Origin of the sequence: Streptomyces solitudinis, from assembly GCF_036323765.1 — a bacterium.
GTDB lineage: Bacteria > Actinomycetota > Actinomycetes > Streptomycetales > Streptomycetaceae > Streptomyces.
The window spans coordinates 524,064-543,742 of record NZ_JAZDCW010000001.1 but is presented as its reverse complement, the minus strand read 5'-3'; the positions used below and the strand labels follow the sequence as shown (position 1 = coordinate 543,742).

Below are 19,679 nucleotides of genomic sequence, written 5' to 3'. Positions count from 1 at the left end.
GCCCGGTCAGATGACAGGAGGTCGGCCCAGCCGGGTCATGCGCCACACCGTACGCCAGCGCAGGGGCCTGCGGGGACCGCACGGTGTGCTCCAGCCCTCGCGGAAACCGCCCAGCCACGCCCGCAGCGCCGCCTTCGAGGGGCGCCGGGCGAGGGTGAGCAGCACCCACACCCCGAGGTAGACCGGGATCAGCGGCACGGGCAGCAGCCTGCGGGCCAGCCAGACCCGGTTGCGGGCCACCATGCGGTGGTAGACGGCATGGCGGCTGGGCAGCGTCGTCGGGTGGTGCAGGACGAGGTCGGCGCGGTAGTCGATGGCCCAGCCCGCGTCCAGCGCCCGCCAGGCGAGGTCGGTCTCCTCGTGCGCGTAGAAGAAGTCCTCCGGCAGGCCGCCGACCTGCCGGAGGACCGCCGTGCGCACCGCGCAGGCGCCGCCGAGGAAGGTGGTGACGCGGGAGGAGCGCATCGGGTCGGCGGCCCGCAGCCGCGGCACGTGCCGGCGCTGGGTCAGCCCCGTCTGCGGGTCGGCGATGCGGAAACTGACGATGCCCAGTTCCGCGTCGGCGGTGAAGGCGCGGCGGCACAGCTCGGCGGTGTCGGAGCGCGGCAGGCAGCCGTCGTCGTCCAGGAACAGCACCGCGTCCACGTCCCGCCCGCCGGACCCGAACGCCTCGACACCCGCGTTGCGCCCGCCGGGGATGCCCAGGTTCTCCGGCAGCTCGACGGTGCGCAGCCCGCCGGGCAGGGCCGGCAGCTCCGGCAGGGGCGCGCCGTTGCCGACGACGACGACGGCGACGGGCTCCCCGTCCTGCGCGGCGACGCTCTCCAGCAGCGCGCGCAGCTCCTCGGGGCGGTTGCCCATGGTGAGGACGACCGCCCCGAGGCGGAAGGGCGCGCCGCTCACCGCAGCCTGCTGGAGGCGAGGACGGAGACCAGGTGCAGCAGCGTCTGCACCACCGCGATGGCGGCCAGGACGGCGACGCCGAGCCGGGTGTAGAACAGCCCGCCCGCCACCAGGTCGGCGACGGCGACCAGCAGGACGAACAGCGACGCCTCGACACCGCCGACCAGCCGGTGGAACTTCAGGGCCGCCGCCGCCCGCCGGGCGAAGGCCAGACCCGAGGAGCGCGGCACGGCCGCCTCGTCGCGCACGGCGCTGAGGCCGCTGCGGGCCCGTGCGACGTCCACCAGGTCGGTCTCGGCCTTGATGAGGATGGCGCCGAGCGCGGCGACAGCTCCGAGGAACGCCCACATCCAGTCCGCCTCGCCGTCGGCGGCGAACAGGTCGGCCGCCCGCAGGCCGAAGCCGGTGAGCAGCGCGGCCTCGGCGAGGTAGTGGCCGACGCGGTCGAGGTAGACGCCGGTGACGGACGTCTGGCCGCGCCAGCGGGCGATCTCGCCGTCCACGCAGTCCAGCAGCAGGTAGAGCTGGACGAGGAGGGCGCCGAGCAGGGCTCCGGTGAGGCCGGGCACGAGCAGCGCCGCCCCGGCGAGCACACCCGCGAGCACCATGAGGTAGGTGAGCTGGTTGGGCGTGATCCTCGTGCCGACGAGGTGGCGGTCGCAGCGCAGGGAGACCTCGCGCATGTACAGGCGCCCGGCCCAGTGCTCGCCGCTGCGCCGGTCCTTGACCCCTTCGGGGTGGACGACCGGCCGGAGTTCAGCTACCGATGGCTTTGACATAGTCGGCGTAACAGTCCCTGATCTGGTCGGTGGACAGGTCGAGGTGTTCGAGGATGGTGTAGCGGCCCGGACGCGTCTGCGGAGCGAACTCCACGGCCCGGACGAACTCCTCGACCCTGAAGCCGATGTCCCCGGGCAGCACGGGCAGGCTGTGCCGCCGCAAAACCTCGGCCATGAGCCCGGCTTCCCCTCTCGCGCCGCGCAGATGCATGGCGAAGGCGGCGCCCAGGCCGCACTGCTCGCCGTGGCTCGCGGCGCGCTGCGGGTAGAGCAGGTCGAAGGCGTGGTTGATCTCGTGGCAGGCGCCGGACGCGGGACGGCTGTCACCGGCCACCGACATGGAGATGCCGGTGAGGACGAGCCCTTCGGCGAGCACGGTCAGGAAGCCGTCGTCCTCCACACCGCCGGGGTGGCGCAGCACGGCCTCGCCCGCCTGCCGGGCCATGGCGGCGGCCAGCCCGTCGATCTTCTCGCCGGTCTCGCGGTGGGACAGCTCCCAGTCCGCGACGGCGGAGATGTTGGAGATCGCGTCGCCGACGCCGGAGCGCACGAAGCGGGGCGGCGCCTGCCGGACGACGTCGAGGTCGATGACGACGGCGATCGGGTTGGGCACGCCGTAGGAGCCGCGGCCCGCGTCGTTGTCGAGGGTGGCGACGGGCGAGCACAGCCCGTCGTGCGAGAGGTTGGTGGCGACCGCGACCAGCGGCAGTCCGATGCGGGCCGCGGCGAACTTGGCACAGTCGATGATCTTTCCGCCGCCCAGGCCCACGACGGCGTCGTAGTGGCCGGACTTCATCGCGTCAGCCAGCTTCACCGCCTCGTCGAGGGTGCCGCCGCCGACCTCGTACCAGCTCGCCCCGGGCAGCGCGGGGGCCAGCCGGGCGCGCAGGGCCGCGCCGGAGCCGGCGCTGATGGCGACGGCCAGCTTGCCGGAGGCGGAGATGCGTTCGTCGGCGAGGACCTCGGCGAGGTCGGCCAGCGCCCCGCGCCGGATGTCCACGACGACCGGCGAGGGGATGAGCCGGGTCAGTACTGGCACGCGATCTCCCGGCCCTTGGCGAGGTCGTCGTGGTTGTCGATCTCGACCCACGCCAGGTCGCCGATGGGCTCGGCGTCGATGGTGAAGCCGCGGTCGGCCAGCTCCTGGTAGCCGTCCTCGTAGTACAGGTCCGGGTCGCGTTCCCAGGTGGTCCGCAGCGCGTCGGCCAGCTCACCGGCCGCCTCGCCCTCGATGAGGGTGACGCCGATGTACTCGCCGGTGGCCTCGGCCGGGTCCATGAGCTTGGTGATCCTGCGCAGGCCGCCCTCCGGGCCGGTGACGACCTTCATCTCCTCGTCGGCGAGCTGCTTGACGGTGTCCAGGGCCAGGATGATCCGCCTGCCCCGGCCGCGCGCGGCCAGCAGCGTCTTCTCGACGGAGACGGGGTGCACGGTGTCGCCGTTGGCCAGGATCACGCCGCGTTTGATGACCTCGCGGGCGCACCACAGGGAGTAGGCGTTGTTCCACTCCTCGGCCCGGTCGTTGTCGATGAGCGTCAGCGTGAGGCCGTAGCGGCGCTCCAGTTCCTCCTTGCGGGCGTACACGGCCTCCTTGCGGTACCCGACCACGATCGCCGCCTCGGTGAGGCCGACCTCGGCGAAGTTGCCGAGGGTGAGGTCCAGGACGGTGGTCTCGCCGTCCACGGGGACGAGGGCCTTGGGGAGCGTGTCGGTGTAGGGGCGCAGACGCCGTCCGGCGCCTGCGGCCAGCACGAGACCGATCATGCGGGTACTCCTGTTTCGTCGTGTACAGCGGGTGCCGCGGCGGACGCCCAGAAGCGGACGCTCTCGGCGAGCGCCACGAGCGCCACGGCCCCGGCGAGGGCCGCGAGCGCGATGGTGAAGGAGGCGCCACCCGCCCAGAGCGCGGCGGCGGCGGTGACGAGCAGCGTCCGCCCTTCGTGGCCCGCGAGGGCCCACCCCAGCGCCCGGGGTGGCGCACCCGTGCCGCCGCGGATGCGGTAGACGGTGTCGTAGTGATGGTAGGCGACCGCCGCCACCAGCCCGAAAGCCGCGGGCAACGCCCCGTTCACCCCGTCGGCGGTCGCGCGGGCGGCCAGCACGAGGACCGTGCCGTACTCGGCGGTGCGCAGCAGCGGCGGCACGAGCCAGTCCAGCGGGCCGGTGAGCGGCCGGGCGACGGCCAGCCCGGAAAGGAGGGCGTATCCGAGCGCGGCGAGCACCGGCAGGGGGCTGCCCGCCGGCGTCCACAGGGCGGTGCCGGTGACGGCCGCGGCGCCCAGCGCGGCGAGGACGGGCGCGGGCAGCGGCCGTGCCCCGCGCGCGGCGCGGGCGGCCACGGCGGCCAGCGGCCCGGTGTCGGCGAGGTCCGCCAGCGCGCGGGCGGCGGGGGCGGTGCGCCGCGCGCGGCGGCGGGCGGCCGAGCGCAGCACGCGGCCGGCCGTGGTGTAGCAGGCGGCCAGGGCGCAGCCGGCGATCAGCACGGTGAGGGTGGTGCGGGGCGTGGTGAGCGCGGTGAGGACGGCGATCAGGGCCCAGCGTTCGCCGATCGGCAGCACGATCATGCGCCGGGCCCAGACCGTCCAGCCGACCCGGTCCAGGCGCCCGGACAGGGCGGCGGTGGGGCTGGTGGCCCCGGCCGGGACCTCCCCGGCCGCGGCGGCGTCCGGACCGGTGGGGCCTTCGGCGCCGTGCGGGGCACCGCCGGGGTCGCGGCGCTCGTAGTGGTCGCCCTCGTTGAAGGAGAAGTCGACGACGTGCCGGGCGGTCTGGAGGACCATCGCGCCCAGCGCGAGGGCCCACACGTCGTCCCCGCCGCGTGCGGCCCCGAGCGCCAGACCCGCGTAGTAGGCGTACTCCTTGGCCCGGTCGAAGGTGGCGTCCAGCCAGGCGCCGAGCGTCGAGTAGCGCAGGGCGTAGCGGGCGAGCTGGCCGTCGGTGCAGTCGAGTACGAAGGAGGCGATGAGCAGCAACCCGGCGGCGGCGAAGCCGCCCCGGGTGCCGGTGGCGGCGCACCCGGCGGCCACCAGGGCGGTGACCAGCGAGGCGGTGGTGACCTGGTTGGGGGTCAGCCCGCGCCGCGCGCACCAGCGGGCGAGGTAGCGGGAGTAGGGGCTGACGAGGAAGGTGGTGAAGAAGCCGTCGCGGGACTTGACCGCGCCGCGCAGCCGTACCGCCTCGTCGTCCACGGCGCCGGCCCGCGCCCGGGCGGCCGCGCGCGCGGCCTCGTCGGCGGGCACGGCGGCGACGAGGACGCCCAGCTCCGGGCGGTGCACGGCGGCGCCCGCCCCCTCCAGCGCACCGGCGGCGGCGTCCGGCAGCGGCGCGTCGTCCGCCCCCGGCCGGGGCACGTCCCGCAGCGCGCGGACCAGCGCCGGGCGGGCGGCGGGCTGCGCGGTGACGGCTCCGGTGGTGGCGGCGAGCGGGAAGCGCGGGTCGGTCAGGGCCAGGCGCAGGCTGTGGCGGTGGCCGGTGAAGCGGTGGTCGACCACGGCCACCCGCTCCGCCGCCGGGACGTCCTCCAGCGCGGCCACGAGGCCGGCGGCGTCGCCGGCGACCCGGACGGTGAAGCCGAGCGACCGCAGGTCGCCCTCCAGCGGCGAACCGGCGGGCGGCGGTCCGGTGAGGATGGCGGTCGACAGACGAACTCACTCCTTGGCAGCGGTCAGGCCCCGGTGCGCGGGCCGCTGAAGCGCGGCGTGGCACCCGGGGGTACGCCGTCGCCCGTCCGTGGGGCTCCGGCGCCTCGCCGAAGGCTATCGGATGCGCGGAAGCCCCTGTTCACCACATGTTCACGGCAGGCGGGTTGCGCGGCGCACGTGTGTCCGGCGCGGCCGCCGTCCTTGCGCACCGCACCGGGAGGCGGCTGACCTGCACGGCAAACCCGCAGGTCAGGGCACATGACAACGGTGTTCAGTGCCGCGTTGCGCATACCCCCTCCCCGTAGTTCACTGGGGCAGCGTGAGCGTCCCGGCCGCCCGGCCGGGGCGAGGACGACACCGCGGGAGGCACAGCGCATGGGTGCGGGGCACAACCACGGAGGGGCGCCGGGCACCGCCTCCGCGGCCCACCGGGGCAGGCTGTCGGCCGCCCTGGGCATCGCCGTCGTGCTGCTGCTGGTGCAGGTCGCGGGTGCGTGGGCGACGGGGTCGCTGGCGCTGCTCGCCGACGCGGGGCACGTCGCGACGGACGCCACCGGCATCGCGGTCGCGCTCGCCGCCATCCACCTGGCCGCCCGCCCGGCGGCCGGGCGCCGCACCTTCGGGCTCGCGCGGGTGGAGATCCTCGCCGCCCTCTTCAACTGCCTGCTGCTGCTCGGCGTCGGCGGCTACATCCTCGTCGAGGCGGTACAGCGGCTGCGCGAGCCCGCCGACGTACCCGGCGGGCCGACGCTGGTCATCGGCCTGGTGGGGCTCGCCCTCAACTGCCTGTCGCTGGCGCTGCTCATGCGCGGCCAGAAGGAGAGCCTCAACGTGCGCGGCGCCTTCCTGGAGGTGCTGGCCGACGCCCTCGGCTCGCTCGCGGTGGTGGCCTCGGCGGTGGTGATCATGGTCACCGGGTGGACGCGGGCCGACGTGGTCGCCTCGCTGGTGATCGCGCTGATGATCGTGCCGCGCACGGTCAAGCTCGCCAGGGAGGCCCTGGACGTGCTGCTGGAGGCGGCGCCCCGGCACGTGGACCTCGACGAGGTGCGCGCGCACATCCTGTCCGTGGACGGTGTGGAGGGCCTGCACGACCTGCACGTGTGGACGATCACCTCGGGCATGCCGGTGCTGTCGGTGCACGTGGTGGTGTGCCGGGACGTGCTCGACGCGGTCGGGCACGAGCGCGTCCTGCACGACCTCCAGCGCTGCCTGGGCCGGCACTTCGACGTGGAGCACTGCACCTTCCAGCTGGAGCCGCACGGGCACGCGGAGCACGAGGCGCGGCTCTGCCACTGAGGCCCACGGCCTTTGCGGGCGGGGCCGGGCAGGACCACCGGATCGGGCGACAGACCAGGCGATACGGCACACTGATCATGTACGTCCGATAGAAGGATCACCATGACGAACACCACCGCGGGCCCGATCATGCTGGAACTGGTCGACGAACACGGGACGACGATCGGCACCGCGGAGAAGCTTTCCGCCCACCAGGCGCCGGGGAGGCTGCACCGCGCCTTCTCCGTCTTCCTCTTCGACGACGAGGGGCGGCTGCTGCTCCAGCGCCGGGCGCTCGGCAAGTACCACTCCCCCGGCGTGTGGTCCAACAGCTGCTGCGGCCACCCGTACCCGGGCGAGGCTCCGTTCGCCGCCGCCACGCGCCGGATCGGCGAGGAGCTGGGGATCGCCCCGGCCGTCCTGGCCGAGGCCGGGACGGTCACCTACCACCACCCCGACCCGGCCTCCGGCCTGGTGGAGCAGGAGTACAACCACCTCTTCGCCGGGATGGCGCGCACCCCGCTGCGCCCGGACCCGCAGGAGATCGCCGAGACCGCCTACGTCACGCCGGACGAGCTGCGCGGGCGGCACGCCCGCGACACGTTCTCGGCGTGGTTCCTGACCGTCCTGGACGCCGCCCGGCCCGGCATCCGAGCGGTCACCAAAGGCGCGGGCGGCTGGTGAGCGGGCCGCCGCCGCCCGTCCTACCGCAGGGGCAGCGGCAGCGCGGCCCAGACGACCTTGCCGCCCGCCGCCGTCCGCTCCACGTCGCAGACGCCGCCCGCCTCGGCCACGCACGCCCTGACCAGCAGCAGCCCGCGGCCGCCGACGTACTCGCGGGCGGGATCGGCCGCGAGCGCCCGGGGGCGGTAGGGGTGGCCGTCCTCGACCCCCACCCGCACCCACCCGGGAGCGAGCGCGACCTCCACGCCGAACTGCGGGGTGAGCAGCGCCGCGTGCCGCACCGCGTTGGTGGCCAGCTCCGAGACGACCAGGAGCAGCGTGTCCAGCAGCGCGTCAGGGACGGGGGCGCGCTGCCGCCTGATCAGGTCCCGCACGGCGTGCCGCGCCCGGGGCACCGAGGAGTCCACGGCCGGGGCGGCGAACCGCCAGACGCCCTCGTAGGCCACCGCGCCCCCCAGGGGCGGCCGCCCCGGGGCTCTGCCGCTGCTGTCCGTCGTCTCCGGCACCCGTCTCATCTCCCGCCAGCCCGCGCGGCACGCGGTGCCGTCCTCACCGCCGCGTACCGCTTCGCCACAGGTGCCCGGCGCGGCGTCCCTCTGGCGCCACGGCGGGGTACGGTCACCTCGCTGACGAGTATCGGGCCGCGTCGGCCGCCGGGTGGCGGCGTGACCGGAACTGGCCGGCTTCCGGGCCGGCGGCGACCGTTCCCGCCCGGACGCGTCAGCTCCCTGACGGGTTCTGCGGGCCTTCCGCGGCCTCGCCCGAAGCCTTCCCGGGCGCGTTCCCGTCCTCCCCGGCGAGCTGGCCGACGAGCTGCCGTCCGCCCACGCCGGTGGCCAGCAGGCCGAGCCCGTCGAAGAGCAGCGCCAGGGAGAAGAACGAGCCGAGCACGTACAGGGTGCTCTGCGGCCACTCGATGAGCACCAGCACACCGAGCACCAGCCCGAAGGCGCCCTGCACCACCGTCCAGATCATCTGCTGCCCCCGCGCGACGAGGCCGCCGACCAGCCGGAACACCCCGCCCGTGAGGAAGAGCAGCGCGGCGAAGAGGGTGAGCCCCTCGGCGGTCGCCTCCGGATGGCGCAGGACCACGGCACCCGCCGCGAGGTAGAGCGCGCCGACGATGAGGCCGAGCCAGAAGTAGCTGGACCTGCGCGACAGCACCGCGTGCACCAGCGCGACGGCGCCGCCGGTCAGCAGCAGCCAGCCGAAGAGCAGCACGGAGGTGATCGTCGCGACGCCGACGTAGACGAGCCCGGTCACGCCCGCGACGACGAGGACGGCGCCGAGCACGGTGAGCCGGCCGAAGGCCCGGCTGAGCCGGGCGGCTCCCGGGGCCTGCGGGGAACGGGACGGGCGGGATGTGCGTGCCATGGGTACCTCCTGCCCCCAGCCTGGCGCCGCTACCGTCCCCGCGCCGTCCGCACACGCCCATCCGGCGGCCCGGGCCGTGCCGCACCGCCGGGGCGGGCGCGGAGCCGGGCGGGCGCGGGACCTCCGGCGGCGGGGCGATAGCATCACGCCCCATGGAGTCAGGTCTGCTCTGCGCGGTGGAGGGCGGCGTCGCCACCGTGCGGCTGCACCATCCCGCCAAGCGCAACGCCATGACGGCGGCCATGTGGCGGGAGCTGCCGCTCCTGCTCGACCGGCTGGCCGCCGACCGGAGCGTCCGCGCGCTGGTGCTGACCGGCGCGGGGGACACCTTCTGCGCGGGCGCCGACATCGCCAGCCTGCGGGAGAACACCGCGCCGCAGGCCCTGGCCGTGGCCGCCGAGGAGGCGCTCGCCGCCTTCCCCCGCCCCACGCTGGCCGTGGTGCGCGGCTACTGCGTGGGCGGCGGCTGCCAGCTGGCCGTCGCCTGCGACCTGCGGTTCGCCGCGCGGGACGCGTCCTTCGGCATCACCCCGGCCCGGCTCGGCATCGTCTACGCCGCCTCCTCCACGCGGCGGCTCGTCGCGCTGGTCGGTCCGGCGACGGCCAAGCACCTGCTGTTCTCCGCGGAGCTGATCGACTCCGCGCGTGCGCTGCGCACCGGACTGGTGGACGAGGTCCTGCCGGGCCCCGGGCTGGACGCGCGGGTGGCGGCGTTCACCCGCACACTGACCGAGCGCTCGCAGCTCACGCAGGCGGCCGCCAAGGAGTTCGCCGACGGACGGGCGACGGCGGACCGGGTGGCACACTGGCGGGCCCAGGCCGACGGGAGCGGCGAGGCGGCCGAGGGGGTGGCCGCGTTCCTGGAGCGCCGTCCGCCCCGCTTCGCCTGGCTGGAGCCGGGAGCGCACCCCCGGGCACGGACGCCCCCTGGGTAACTAAGCGACCGCCTAGTACGTTACCGGCATGACGCAACCCGACGAGCGCGCCGGCCGGCGCTGCCACAACGTCATCAACCCCCTCCACTCGACCGTCTACTTCTCCCCCGACACGGCGGCGGCCCTGGCGGACCTGGGCGTCACCGACGACCGGGCCGTCTACTTCGCCACCCGGGCGGCGGCCTTCGGCGCGGTGGGGCCCGGCACCGTGGCCGCGACGTTCTACACCTTCTCCTACGACCTCATCGCCCGGCACCTGCCGGCGGTGTGGGAGACGGTCACGCCGCGGCAGGTGCTGGACGCCCGGCTGCGGGCGGCCGACGCCACCCTGCGGCGGCTGCTGGGCGAGGAGGCCGTCGCCTCCAAGGAGATGGCCGAGGCGGCCGAGCTGGCGCTGCGGGCCACCGAGGCGTGCGAGCGCGGCGCACGTCCGCTCTACGCCGCCCACGCCGACCTGCCCGTCCCCGAGCAGCCGCACCTGGCGCTGTGGCACGCGGCCACGCTGCTGCGCGAGCACCGCGGCGACGGGCACCTCATGGTGCTGACCGCCGCCGGGCTGACCGGGCTCGACGCCCAGGCCAGCCACACCGCCAGCGGCCGGGGCATGAGCCCGGAGTGGGTCATGCGCACCCGCGGCTACACCGGGGAGCAGTGGGAGGCGGCCCGGCAGCGGCTGCGCGACCGCGGGCTCCTGGACGCCGACGGCGGCCTCAGCGACGCGGGGCTTGAGCTGCGCCGCGGGATCGAGGCCGAGACGGACCGCCTCGACCAGGCCCCGTACGCGCACCTGGGTCCCGAGGGCGTGGCCCGGCTGACGGAGCTGGGCACCGCCTTCACCACGGCGGCGCTGGAGGCGGGCGCCTTCCCCGCCGACCTCTTCGGCAAGAGCTGACCCGCGTCCCCGGCCCGGCCCCGGCCGGGTCTGGGCCGCACCGTCGGCGGCGCCTGCCACAATGCGGGGCGTGACCGCAACGACCGTTTCCATCGAAGCCAGGATCGCCGAGGAGCTCGGTGTAGGAGAGCGCCAGGTCAAGGCCGCCGTCGACCTGCTCGACGGCGGCTCGACCGTGCCGTTCGTCGCCCGCTACCGCAAGGAGGCCACCGGCGCGCTGGACGACGCGCAACTGCGCACGCTGGAGGAGCGGCTGCGCTACCTGCGGGAGCTGGAGGAGCGCCGGACGGCGGTCCTGGAGTCGGTGCGGGGGCAGGGCAAGCTCGACGCCGGCCTGGAGGCCCGCATCAGGGCCGCCGACTCCAAGGCACGCCTGGAGGACATCTACCTCCCCTACAAGCCCAAGCGCCGCACCAAGGCCCAGATCGCCCGCGAGGCCGGCCTCGAACCGCTGGCGGACGGCCTGCTGGCCGACCCGTCGGTGGAGCCGTCCGCCGCCGCGGCCGCCTTCGTCGACGCCGGCCGGGGCGTGGCCGACGCGGCGGCGGCGCTGGAGGGTGCCCGGGCGATCCTCACCGAGCGCTTCTCCGAGGACGCCGACCTGATCGGCGAACTGCGCGAGCGGATGTGGCGGCACGGACGGCTGGTCTCCCGGGTGCGGGAGGGCCGCGAGGAGCAGGGCGCGAAGTTCGCCGACTACTTCGACTTCGCCGAACCGTTCACCCGGCTCCCCTCGCACCGCGTCCTGGCCCTGCTGCGCGGTGAGAAGGAGGAGGTCCTCGAACTCACGCTGGAGCCGCACGGCGCCGAGGACGCGGACACCGGCCAGGAGGGCCCCACCCCCTACGAGCGGGCCATCGCCGCCCGGTTCCGCATCACCCACCGGGGCCGCCCGGCCGACGGCTGGCTGGCCGACACCGTCCGCTGGGCCTGGCGCACCCGCGTCCTGGTGCACCTCGGCATCGACCTGCGCACCCGGCTGCGGCAGGCCGCCGAGGACGACGCGGTCGGCGTCTTCGCGGCCAACCTGCGCGACCTGCTGCTGGCCGCCCCGGCCGGGAGCCGAACCACCATGGGTCTTGACCCGGGGCTGCGGACGGGCGTCAAGGTCGCCGTCGTGGACGCCACCGGCAAGGTCGCGGCCACGGAGACGGTCTACCCGCACGCCCCGCAGCGGCGCTGGGACGAGGCGCTGGGCACACTCGCCCGGCTGGCCCGCGCGCACGGCGTGGAGCTGATCGCCATCGGCAACGGCACGGCCTCCCGCGAGACGGACAAGCTCGCCGGGGAGCTGCTGGCCAGGGAGCCGGAGCTGGGCCTGACGAAGGTGACGGTCTCCGAGGCGGGCGCCTCGGTGTACTCGGCCTCCGCGTTCGCCTCCCAGGAGCTGCCGCAGCTGGACGTGTCGCTGCGCGGCGCGGTCTCCATCGCGCGGCGGCTCCAGGACCCGCTGGCCGAACTGGTCAAGATCGACCCGAGGTCGATCGGTGTCGGCCAGTACCAGCACGACCTCTCGGAGGTGAAGCTGTCCCGGTCGCTGGACGCGGTGGTGGAGGACTGCGTCAACGGTGTGGGCGTGGACGTCAACACCGCCTCCGCCCCCCTGCTGTCCCGGGTGTCGGGCATCGGGGGCACGCTGGCGGAGAACATCGTCGCCCACCGGGACGCCCACGGCCCGTTCCGCAGCCGCACGGCGCTGAAGTCCGTCAGCAGGCTCGGCCCGAAGGCGTTCGAGCAGTGCGCGGGCTTCCTGCGGGTCCGCGACGGCGCGGACCCGCTGGACGCCTCCAGCGTGCACCCGGAGGCGTACCCGGTCGTGCGCGGCATGGCCTCCGCCGGCGGGACGGACGTCGCCTCCCTCATCGGCAACACGGCCGCGCTGCGGTCCCTGCGTCCGGCCGACTTCGTGGACGACACCTTCGGGCTGCCGACGGTCACCGACATCCTGCGCGAGCTGGAGAAGCCGGGCCGCGACCCGCGTCCGGCGTTCCGCACGGCGGCGTTCAGGGAGGGCGTGGAGAAGCTCGGCGACCTGGTGCCCGGCATGGTGCTGGAGGGCGTGGTCACCAACGTCGCGGCCTTCGGCGCGTTCGTGGACGTCGGCGTGCACCAGGACGGCCTGGTGCACGTCTCCGCGATGTCGAGGACGTTCGTGCGGGACCCGCGCGAGGTGGCCAAGCCCGGCGACATCGTCCGGGTGAAGGTGCTGGAGGTGGACGCGCCGCGCAAGCGCATCTCGCTCACCCTGCGGCTGGACGACGAGCCGGGCGCCGACGGTTCCGGCAAGCGCGTCCCGCACCGCCGCGAGGGCGAGCGGCGCGGCGGCGCGGGAGGCGCGGGCGGCGGCCAGCGCGAGGCCCGGCGCGGCGGGCAGCGGCCGGGGTCCGGCGGCGGGCAGCGGCGGCAGGAGCCGGCGGCGGACGGCGCCATGGCGGACGCCCTGCGCCGCGCGGGCCTGCTGGACGGCGGCCGCAAGCGCCGCTGAGCCGGGCGCGGGCGCCGCAGCCCCCGTCCCGCCGCGGCGCGTTCCGCGGCGGGACGGTGCGGTGTGCCGTGGTGCCGGCCATGGCGGCGGTGCGGCACACCGCGGCCCGGCCGTAAACGGCTTGCCGCACCCCTTTCCCGGCCCTAGGGTCGGTGGCGGCTCTGTTGCCGTCGATAGGAGAGGCCGTTGCTCGTCTGAGGTCAGAAGACACCGTGTGCTCCGCAACGCGTCCCGCGTCGTGCCACGGCTGTGACCTCGGAAGCGAGCCGCCTCGTGCTCCCGTGCTCCTTCCCCTGCCCGATGCCGGGGCCAGGTGTCTTCCCGTGTTGCCCACCCGTCCTTCGCACGGCAACAGGAGGCCCCCATGGCCCATCATCCTTCCTCTTCCCCCTCCCCCGCCGGCCGGCTGTCGGTCGCCGCCGACGGACTCGTCTTCGCCTGGCCGGACGGCACCGCGCTGTTCGACGGTCTCGACGTCGCCATCGGCGCGGGCCGCACCGGGCTCATCGGCCGCAACGGGAGCGGCAAGTCCACGCTGCTGAGGCTCCTCGCCGGCGAACTCGCGCCCCAGGGCGGTGCGCTGCGGGTGTCCGGTGACGTCGGGTACCTGCCGCAGGACGTCACCCTGGCCACGGGTCAGCGGGTCGACGAGGCGCTGGGCATCGCCGGCGTCCGGGCGGCGCTGCACGCCATCGAGGCGGGCGACGCGCGCGAGGAGCACTTCACCGCCGTCGGCGACGACTGGGACGTCGAGGAGCGCGCCCGTGCCACCCTGGACGGCCTCGGCCTGACGGGCGTCGGCCTGGACCGCACGGTGGGCGAGGTCTCCGGCGGTGAGTGCGTGCTGCTGCGGCTGGCGGCGCTGCTGCTGAGCCGCCCGGACGTCCTGCTGCTGGACGAGCCCACCAACAACCTGGACCTGGCCGCCCGCGAGCGGCTGTACGCGGCGGTCCAGTCCTGGCGGGGCGTGCTCGTCGCGGTCAGCCACGACCGGGAGCTGCTGGAGCGTGTCGACCGGATCGCCGATCTGCACGAGGGCGCCGTGCGCCTGTACGGCGGCGGCTTCTCCGCCTACCAGGAGGCGGTGGCCGGTGAGCGGGCCGCCGCCGAGCGCCAGGTGCGGGCCGCCGAGTCGGACCTGCGGCGGCAGCGGCGCGAGCTGGCCGAGGCCAGGGACAAGCTGGCCTCGCGGGCGCGCTACGCGCAGAAGATGTACGCCAGCAAGCGGGAGCCGCGCATCGTGATGCAGATGCGCAAACGCACCGCGCAGGTCTCCGCGGGCAAGCACCGCATCCTGCACGAGCAGCGCGTGGAGGGCGCCCGGGAGCGGCTCGCGGAGGCCGAGGAGCAGGTGCGCGCCGAGCAGCGCATCCGCGTGGACCTGCCCCGCACGCGGGTGCCGCACGGGCGGCAGGTGCTCACCGTGCGGGACGCGGAGCTGCGCTGCGGCGCCCGGGGGGCGTTCGACGTGCACGGTCCCGAGCGGATCGCGCTGATCGGACGCAACGGGGCGGGGAAGTCGACCCTGCTGCGCACCGTTGCGGGCGAGCTGCCCCCGGTGTCGGGGACGGTGCGGGCGCACGTCCCGCTGCGGGCGCTGCCGCAGCGGCTGGACCTGCTGGACGAGTCGCTGTCGGTCGCGGCGAACGTGGCGCGGCTGGCCCCGGGCGCCGGGGACAACCGCGTCCGCGCGCAGCTCGCCCGGTTCCTGTTCCGGGGCCGGCGGGCCGACCAGCTCGTCGGCACGCTCTCCGGCGGGGAGCGGTTCCGCGCGACGCTCGCCGCGCTGCTGCTGGCCGAGCCCGCTCCGCAGCTCCTGCTGCTGGACGAGCCGACCAACAACCTCGACCTCGCCTCCGTCGAGCAGCTCGCCGAGGCGCTGGAGTCCTACGAGGGCGCGCTGCTCGTGGCCGGGCACGACGTGCCGTTCCTGCGTTCGCTGGGCATCACCCGCTGGCTGCTGCTGGACGGCGAGCTGGCGCAGGCCGACCCCGTGACGCTGGAGCCGCCCGGCCGGGGGTGAGGTTGTGCGGGGAGGCTCCCGGCCGCCGCGGCGGCCGGGAGCCTCCCCGGCGGGGCGTCACCCCCGGGGCGCGATGGGGACGCCGGCCTCAAGGACGGTGATCGCCGAGGCGGGGCAGGAGTCGGCGGCGTCCAGCAGGACGTCGTCCGCCTCGACCGGCCCGGGCAGCACCTCGGCGTGGCTGCCCTCCAGGGCGAAGCGCCCGGGGGCGAGCGCGGCGCACATGCCGGACGCGGTGCACGCGCGGCCGTCGATCTCGATCCGCCAGACCACGCCTCACCACCCCACCGGCATGGTGCGCGGGCCGCGCACGAGCAGTTCGGTCTTCCAGGTGATGTCCCCCGCCAGGCGCAGACCGGGCAGGCGGGCGGTGAGCACCGTCAGGGCCTCCTGGAGTTCCACGCGGGCCAGCGGCGCGCCGAGGCAGTGGTGGACGCCGTGGCCGAAGCCGAGGTGCTGGTTGGTGCCCCGGTCGAACCGGAGCTGCTCGGGGTCGGTGAACCGCAGCGCGTCCCGGTTGGCGGCGCCGATGGCCACGAGGACCGGCTCGCCCGCGCGGACGAGGACGCCGCCGACCTCGACGTCCTCGCGCGCGTAGCGGGGGAAGTCGGCCCCGGCGCCCAGCGGCACGAAGCGCATCAGCTCCTCGACGGCGGCCGGGACGAGCGCCGGGTCGGCCGTCAGCTGTGCCCACCGCTCGGGGTGCTCCAGCAGGACGTGGACGAAGTTGGGGATCTGCGTGGCCGTCGTCTCGTGCCCGGCGACCAGGACGGCCACGCACAGGTCGACCAGTTCCTCCTCGGTCAGCCGGTCGCGCTCGTCCCGTGCCTCGATGAGGGCCGTCATGAGGTCGTCGGCGGGCCGGGCCCGGTGCTGGCCGATGAGGTCCCGCATGTAGGCGCGCAGTTGCTCCTGGTTGTCCGCGAACTCCTCCCGGGTGAGCGAGCTGGTGGACAGCACGCCGTCGCTCCAGGCCCGGAAGCGGCCGCGGTCGGAGACGGGGACGCCCAGCAGTTCGCAGATGACGGCCACCGGCAGGGGCAGCGCGAAGTTCTCGACGAGGTCGGCGGGCTGGCCCTGGGCGACGAGGCCGGCGAGGTACTCCTCGGCCAGCTCCCGCACACGGGGGCGCAGGCGTTCCACGCGGCGGACGGTGAACGCCTGGGCCACCAGGGTCCGCAGCCGGGTGTGCTCGGGCGGGTCCATGCTGAGGATGCCGCTCTCCTCGCGGCCCGCCGTCAGCCGTGGCGCGTCGTGGTCGGCGGCCATCGCCCGGCTGAAGCGGCGGTCGCCGAGGACGAGCCGGGCATCGGCGTACCGGGTGGCCAGCCAGGCGGGCTCCCCGTGCGGCAGCTGTACCCGGATCATGCCGGGCAGCTCGCGGGCCGTGGCGTACGCCGCGTCGAGCGCTATGCCGCCGGTGGTGTTGAACGGATAGGCGAGGGGCTCAGCGGATGAGGTAGTCACCCTCCGTGTATAGCAAGACGACGGTGTGCCGCAAACAGGGCGATCCAGCCGTCGGCGGGCCCGCTCACGGGCTTTCACACTTCTGGTGAGACAGCGATACTGTTCCGGCACGCGCACCGGCCCGGAGGAAGGCAGCCGCCGATGTCCCAGCAGGAGGAGAGCGCCGCCGCGCTGACCGTGGACGAGCTGGCCGCCCGCGCGGGCGTCACGGTGCGCACCGTCCGCTTCTACAGCACGCGCGGGCTGCTGCCGCCCCCGCGGATCGGGCCGCGCCGCGTGGGCCGCTACGGGCCCGACCACCTCTCGCGGCTGGCGCTGATCGAGGAGTTGCAGAGCCAGGGCATGACGCTGTCGGCCATCGAGCGCTACGTGCAGCGCCTGCCGAAGGAGCTGAGCGAACACGACCTGGCCATCCACCGCGCCCTGGTCGCCTCCTGGATGCCCGACACCGCCGACGAGGTCACCCGTGAGCAGCTGGAGCGGCGCTGCGGGAGGGCGCTGCGGGAGGCGGACGTGGACAGGCTGGCCGCGATGAGCGTGCTGGAGCGCACCGCGGACCCGGCCCTCTTCCGGGTGGACCCCGGGCTCCTGCCGCTGGGGGTGCGGCTGCTGGACGTGCCCGTCTCGCTGGAGTCGATCCTGGCGGCCCGCACGGTCGTGCTCGACCACGCCCGGGAGGTGGCCAGGGAGCTGAGCCACCTCTTCCGGGACGAGGTCTGGGCGCCCTACCGCGCGACGGAGCCCGGCCCGGACCAGGTGGAGCGGATGAAGTCCCTGTCGGCGCACATGCAGCCCATGGTGGTGCAGGCGCTGCTCACCGCGTTCCAGCGCTCGCTGAAGGAGGAGCTGCGGGACGCGTTCCCGGGCGAGCGCGCCCCGCGGCTGGCCCCGGACGAACGGGGCTGAAAACGGACGGTCGCCGTCCACGGGGCGCGGCCCCGCCGGCGGCCGGGCGCCTCAGTCGGTGAACCGCTCGCCCTTCTCCGCCTTCTCCCGCAGCAGCGCGGGCGGCGCGAACCGGTCGCCGTAGCGCTCCCGGAGCTCGCGGGCGCGCGCCGTGAAACCGGGCAGCCCGCCCGAGTAGCCGTTGATGTACTGGAGCGCGCCGCCGGTCCACGGCGGGAAGCCGATGCCCATGAGGGAGCCGATGTTGGCGTCCGCGACGGTGGTGAGGACGCCCTCCTCCATGCAGCGCACGGTGTCCAGCGCCTCGGAGAAGAGCATGCGCTCCTTCATGTCCTCGAACGGGACGTCGGCCCCGCCGCCGGCGGGGCTGCCGAAGTGCTCGCGCAGGCCCGGCCACAGGCGGGTGCGGCGGCCGTCCTCGTACTCGTAGAAGCCGGCGCCGCCGCTGCGCCCGGGGCGGCCGAACTCGTCCACCATGCGGTCGATGACGCGCTCGGCCGGGTGCTCGGGCCAGGTGCGCCCCTCGGCCTCCATCGCGGCGCGGGTCTCCTCGCGGATGCGGCGCGGCAGAGTGAGCGTCAGCTCGTCCATGAGGGCGAGCACCTTGGCGGGGTACCCGGCCTGCGCGGCGGCCTGCTCGACGGAGGCGGGCGGGACGCCCTCGCCGACCAGCGCCACGCCCTCGCTGAGGAACTGCCCGATGACGCGGGAGGTGAAGAAGCCCCGGGCGTCGCGGACGACGATGGGCGTCTTGCCGATCTGCCGGACGAGGTCGAAGGCGCGGGCCAGCGCCTCGTCGCTCGTCGCCCGGCCGCGCACGATCTCCACGAGCGGCATCCTGTCGACGGGCGAGAAGAAGTGCAGCCCGACGAAGTCCTCGCCGCGCCGCACGCCTTCGGCGAGCGTCGTGATGGGCAGGGTGGAGGTGTTGGAGCACAGCAGCGCGTCGGGGGCGAGCACGCCCTCGGCCTCCTGGAACACCTTCTGCTTGAGCGCGGTGTCCTCGAACACCGCCTCGATCACCGCGTCGCAGCCCGCGACGTCGGCGGCGTCGGCGGTGGCGGTGATGCGGGCCAGCAGCGCGTCCCGCCTGCCGGGCGTGGTGCGGCCCCGGGCGAGCGCCTTGTCCAGCAGGGCGGCCGAGTACGCCTTGCCCTTCTCGGCGGCCTCGGCGGTGACGTCCTTGAGCACCACCTCGATGCCGGACCTGGCGCAGGCGTAGGCGATGCCCGCGCCCATCATCCCGGCGCCCAGGACGGCCACCTTGGCCACCTCGCGCACGGGCAGGCCTCCGGGGCGGCTGGCGCCGGCGTTGACGGCCTGGAGGTCGAAGAAGAACGCCTGGATCATGTTCTTCGCGACGGGGCCGGTGACCAGCTCGGTGAAGTAGCGGGCCTCGATGCGCTCGGCGGTCGTGAAGTCGACCTGGGAGCCCTCCACGGCGGCGGCCAGGATGTTGCGCTGGGCCGGGTAGGGGGCGCCGCCCGTCTGTTTCTTCAGGCCGGCGGGGAAGGCGGGCAGGTTGGCCGCGAACTTCGGGTGCGCGGGCGTGCCGCCGGGAATCCGGTAGCCGTCGGCGTCCCAGGGCTGGCGGGACTCGGGGTGGGCGTCGATGAAGGCCCGCGCCCGGGCGAGCAGTTCCTCGCGGCTGCCGACGACCTCGTGGACGAGCCCCTTGGCCAGGGCGTCGGCCGGCCGGTACTGCTGGCCCTGGAGGAGGACGTTCAGCAGGGCGTCCGCGATGCCCAGCAGCCGGACGGTGCGCACGACGCCGCCCCCGCCGGGCAGCAGGCCGAGGGTGGACTCCGGCAGGCCGATGCGGGAACCGGGGGCGTCCAGGGCGACGCGGTGCTGGCAGGCGAGCGCGATCTCCAGCCCGCCGCCGAGGGCCGCGCCGTTGATGGCGGCCACGACGGGCTTGCCGAGCGTCTCCAGGCGCCGCAGCTCGCGCTTGACGTGCAGGCTCCTGTCGTGGACGTCCTGGGCGTCCTCGGGGGTGGCCCGGATGAGCAGGCGAAGGTCGCCGCCCGCGAAGAAGGTCTTCTTGGCCGAGGTCACGATGACGCCGCGCAGGGTGTCCCGTTCGGCCTCCAGCCGGTCCACGGCGGCCGACAGCGAGGCGGTGAAGGCCGCGTTCATGGTGTTGGCGGACTGGTCGGGGTCATCCAGGGTGAGGGTGACGACGTCGTCGGCGTCGCGGTCCCAGCGGATCGCGGTGGGTTCGGGCATGGCGTGCGGTCTCCAGGGGAAGGGTCGGGTGCCGGACGGGCGGGCGCGGCCCGCGGGGGCCTGGTCGGCCCCCTGGGCGCGGG

17 protein-coding genes are annotated in these 19,679 nt (G+C 75.3%); 7 read left to right on the top strand and 10 right to left on the bottom strand.

Annotated elements, in window-relative coordinates:
- Positions 1-6: 6 nt before the first annotated feature.
- The 5 genes from V1J52_RS02195 to V1J52_RS02175 are packed head-to-tail and all read right to left on the bottom strand — an operon-like array spanning position 7 to position 5,323.
- On the bottom strand, positions 7-861 hold the full coding sequence (locus tag V1J52_RS02195; protein ID WP_443075708.1) for a glycosyltransferase family 2 protein: 855 nt from the start codon (positions 859-861) through the stop codon (positions 7-9).
- A 38-nt stretch (positions 862-899) separates the two neighbouring features.
- Entirely contained in the window at positions 900-1,682 is a 783-nt protein-coding gene (locus V1J52_RS02190; RefSeq protein WP_330137789.1) for a CDP-alcohol phosphatidyltransferase family protein, read from the bottom strand.
- The gene (locus V1J52_RS02185; RefSeq protein ID WP_330137788.1) at positions 1,660-2,721 is read right to left on the bottom strand and encodes an iron-containing alcohol dehydrogenase family protein; all 1,062 of its coding nucleotides are present in this window, start codon (positions 2,719-2,721) and stop codon (positions 1,660-1,662) included. Before V1J52_RS02185 ends, V1J52_RS02190 begins: the two co-directional genes overlap by 23 nt.
- On the bottom strand, positions 2,709-3,446 hold the full coding sequence (locus tag V1J52_RS02180; RefSeq protein ID WP_330137787.1) for a phosphocholine cytidylyltransferase family protein: 738 nt from the start codon (positions 3,444-3,446) through the stop codon (positions 2,709-2,711). The genes V1J52_RS02185 and V1J52_RS02180 overlap by 13 nt, the downstream gene beginning before the upstream one ends.
- Positions 3,443-5,323 (bottom strand): DUF5941 domain-containing protein, encoded by a 1,881-nt coding sequence (locus V1J52_RS02175; protein ID WP_330138100.1) that lies wholly within the window; start codon positions 5,321-5,323, stop codon positions 3,443-3,445. Before V1J52_RS02175 ends, V1J52_RS02180 begins: the two co-directional genes overlap by 4 nt.
- 375 nt (positions 5,324-5,698) lie before the next feature.
- Here V1J52_RS02175 and V1J52_RS02170 point away from each other — a divergent pair, with 375 nt between their 5' ends.
- Both V1J52_RS02170 and idi read left to right on the top strand, forming a co-directional pair.
- Positions 5,699-6,622 (top strand): cation diffusion facilitator family transporter, encoded by a 924-nt coding sequence (locus V1J52_RS02170; protein WP_330137786.1) that lies wholly within the window; start codon positions 5,699-5,701, stop codon positions 6,620-6,622.
- Positions 6,623-6,724: 102 nt separating this feature from the next.
- Positions 6,725-7,285, top strand: coding sequence for an isopentenyl-diphosphate Delta-isomerase (gene idi, locus V1J52_RS02165; RefSeq protein ID WP_330137785.1), 561 nt, complete (start codon positions 6,725-6,727; stop codon positions 7,283-7,285).
- Positions 7,286-7,305: 20 nt separating this feature from the next.
- Here idi and V1J52_RS02160 read toward each other — a convergent pair whose 3' ends face one another.
- Together V1J52_RS02160 and V1J52_RS02155 are read right to left on the bottom strand one after the other, a co-directional pair.
- Complete coding sequence (locus tag V1J52_RS02160) at positions 7,306-7,800, bottom strand: ATP-binding protein (protein ID WP_443075685.1); 495 nt, start codon at positions 7,798-7,800, stop codon at positions 7,306-7,308.
- A gap of 205 nt (positions 7,801-8,005) precedes the next feature.
- Complete coding sequence (locus tag V1J52_RS02155; RefSeq protein ID WP_330137784.1) at positions 8,006-8,659, bottom strand: HdeD family acid-resistance protein; 654 nt, start codon at positions 8,657-8,659, stop codon at positions 8,006-8,008.
- Positions 8,660-8,811: 152 nt separating this feature from the next.
- On the opposite strand from V1J52_RS02155, the gene V1J52_RS02150 reads away from it, so the two are divergent.
- The 4 genes from V1J52_RS02150 to V1J52_RS02135 all read left to right on the top strand — a co-directional run bounded on the left by V1J52_RS02150 (position 8,812) and on the right by V1J52_RS02135 (position 14,994).
- Complete coding sequence (locus V1J52_RS02150) at positions 8,812-9,594, top strand: enoyl-CoA hydratase/isomerase family protein (RefSeq protein WP_330137783.1); 783 nt, start codon at positions 8,812-8,814, stop codon at positions 9,592-9,594.
- A gap of 28 nt (positions 9,595-9,622) precedes the next feature.
- Entirely contained in the window at positions 9,623-10,486 is an 864-nt protein-coding gene (locus tag V1J52_RS02145) for an SCO6745 family protein (RefSeq protein ID WP_330137782.1), read from the top strand.
- A gap of 70 nt (positions 10,487-10,556) precedes the next feature.
- The gene (locus V1J52_RS02140) at positions 10,557-12,971 is read left to right on the top strand and encodes a Tex family protein (protein ID WP_330137781.1); all 2,415 of its coding nucleotides are present in this window, start codon (positions 10,557-10,559) and stop codon (positions 12,969-12,971) included.
- A gap of 364 nt (positions 12,972-13,335) precedes the next feature.
- Positions 13,336-14,994, top strand: coding sequence for an ABC-F family ATP-binding cassette domain-containing protein (locus tag V1J52_RS02135; protein WP_330137780.1), 1,659 nt, complete (start codon positions 13,336-13,338; stop codon positions 14,992-14,994).
- Between the two features lie 57 nt (positions 14,995-15,051).
- Here the strand turns inward: V1J52_RS02135 and V1J52_RS02130 are convergent, their stop codons facing one another.
- Both V1J52_RS02130 and V1J52_RS02125 read right to left on the bottom strand, forming a co-directional pair.
- Positions 15,052-15,267: a ferredoxin gene (locus tag V1J52_RS02130; RefSeq protein ID WP_330137779.1), complete on the bottom strand. Its 216-nt coding sequence runs from the start codon at positions 15,265-15,267 to the stop codon at positions 15,052-15,054.
- A 3-nt stretch (positions 15,268-15,270) separates the two neighbouring features.
- Positions 15,271-16,461, bottom strand: a complete 1,191-nt coding sequence (locus V1J52_RS02125) for a cytochrome P450 (protein ID WP_330137778.1) — start codon at positions 16,459-16,461, stop codon at positions 15,271-15,273.
- A gap of 141 nt (positions 16,462-16,602) precedes the next feature.
- Here V1J52_RS02125 and V1J52_RS02120 point away from each other — a divergent pair, with 141 nt between their 5' ends.
- Positions 16,603-17,367, top strand: coding sequence for a MerR family transcriptional regulator (locus V1J52_RS02120; protein ID WP_330137777.1), 765 nt, complete (start codon positions 16,603-16,605; stop codon positions 17,365-17,367).
- A 51-nt stretch (positions 17,368-17,418) separates the two neighbouring features.
- On the opposite strand, the gene V1J52_RS02115 is transcribed toward V1J52_RS02120, so the two are convergent.
- Positions 17,419-19,596, bottom strand: coding sequence for a 3-hydroxyacyl-CoA dehydrogenase NAD-binding domain-containing protein (locus V1J52_RS02115; protein ID WP_330137776.1), 2,178 nt, complete (start codon positions 19,594-19,596; stop codon positions 17,419-17,421).
- Positions 19,597-19,679: the final 83 nt, after the last annotated feature.

Excerpts from the sequence above, each read along its gene's own strand:
- V1J52_RS02155 (WP_330137784.1), bottom strand. The coding sequence starts at position 8,659 with ATGGCACGCACATCCCGCCCGTCCCGTTCCCCGCAGGCCCCGGGAGCC.
- V1J52_RS02115 (WP_330137776.1), bottom strand. The coding sequence starts at position 19,596 with ATGCCCGAACCCACCGCGATCCGCTGGGACCGCGACGCCGACGACGTC.
- V1J52_RS02145 (WP_330137782.1), top strand. The coding sequence starts at position 9,623 with ATGACGCAACCCGACGAGCGCGCCGGCCGGCGCTGCCACAACGTCATC.
- V1J52_RS02170 (WP_330137786.1), top strand. The coding sequence starts at position 5,699 with ATGGGTGCGGGGCACAACCACGGAGGGGCGCCGGGCACCGCCTCCGCG.
- V1J52_RS02195 (WP_443075708.1), bottom strand. The coding sequence starts at position 861 with ATGGGCAACCGCCCCGAGGAGCTGCGCGCGCTGCTGGAGAGCGTCGCC.
- V1J52_RS02150 (WP_330137783.1), top strand. The coding sequence starts at position 8,812 with ATGGAGTCAGGTCTGCTCTGCGCGGTGGAGGGCGGCGTCGCCACCGTG.
- V1J52_RS02135 (WP_330137780.1), top strand. The coding sequence starts at position 13,336 with ATGGCCCATCATCCTTCCTCTTCCCCCTCCCCCGCCGGCCGGCTGTCG.
- V1J52_RS02190 (WP_330137789.1), bottom strand. The coding sequence starts at position 1,682 with ATGTCAAAGCCATCGGTAGCTGAACTCCGGCCGGTCGTCCACCCCGAA.
- V1J52_RS02160 (WP_443075685.1), bottom strand. The coding sequence starts at position 7,800 with ATGAGACGGGTGCCGGAGACGACGGACAGCAGCGGCAGAGCCCCGGGG.
- V1J52_RS02120 (WP_330137777.1), top strand. The coding sequence starts at position 16,603 with ATGTCCCAGCAGGAGGAGAGCGCCGCCGCGCTGACCGTGGACGAGCTG.
- idi (WP_330137785.1), top strand. The coding sequence starts at position 6,725 with ATGACGAACACCACCGCGGGCCCGATCATGCTGGAACTGGTCGACGAA.
- V1J52_RS02180 (WP_330137787.1), bottom strand. The coding sequence starts at position 3,446 with ATGATCGGTCTCGTGCTGGCCGCAGGCGCCGGACGGCGTCTGCGCCCC.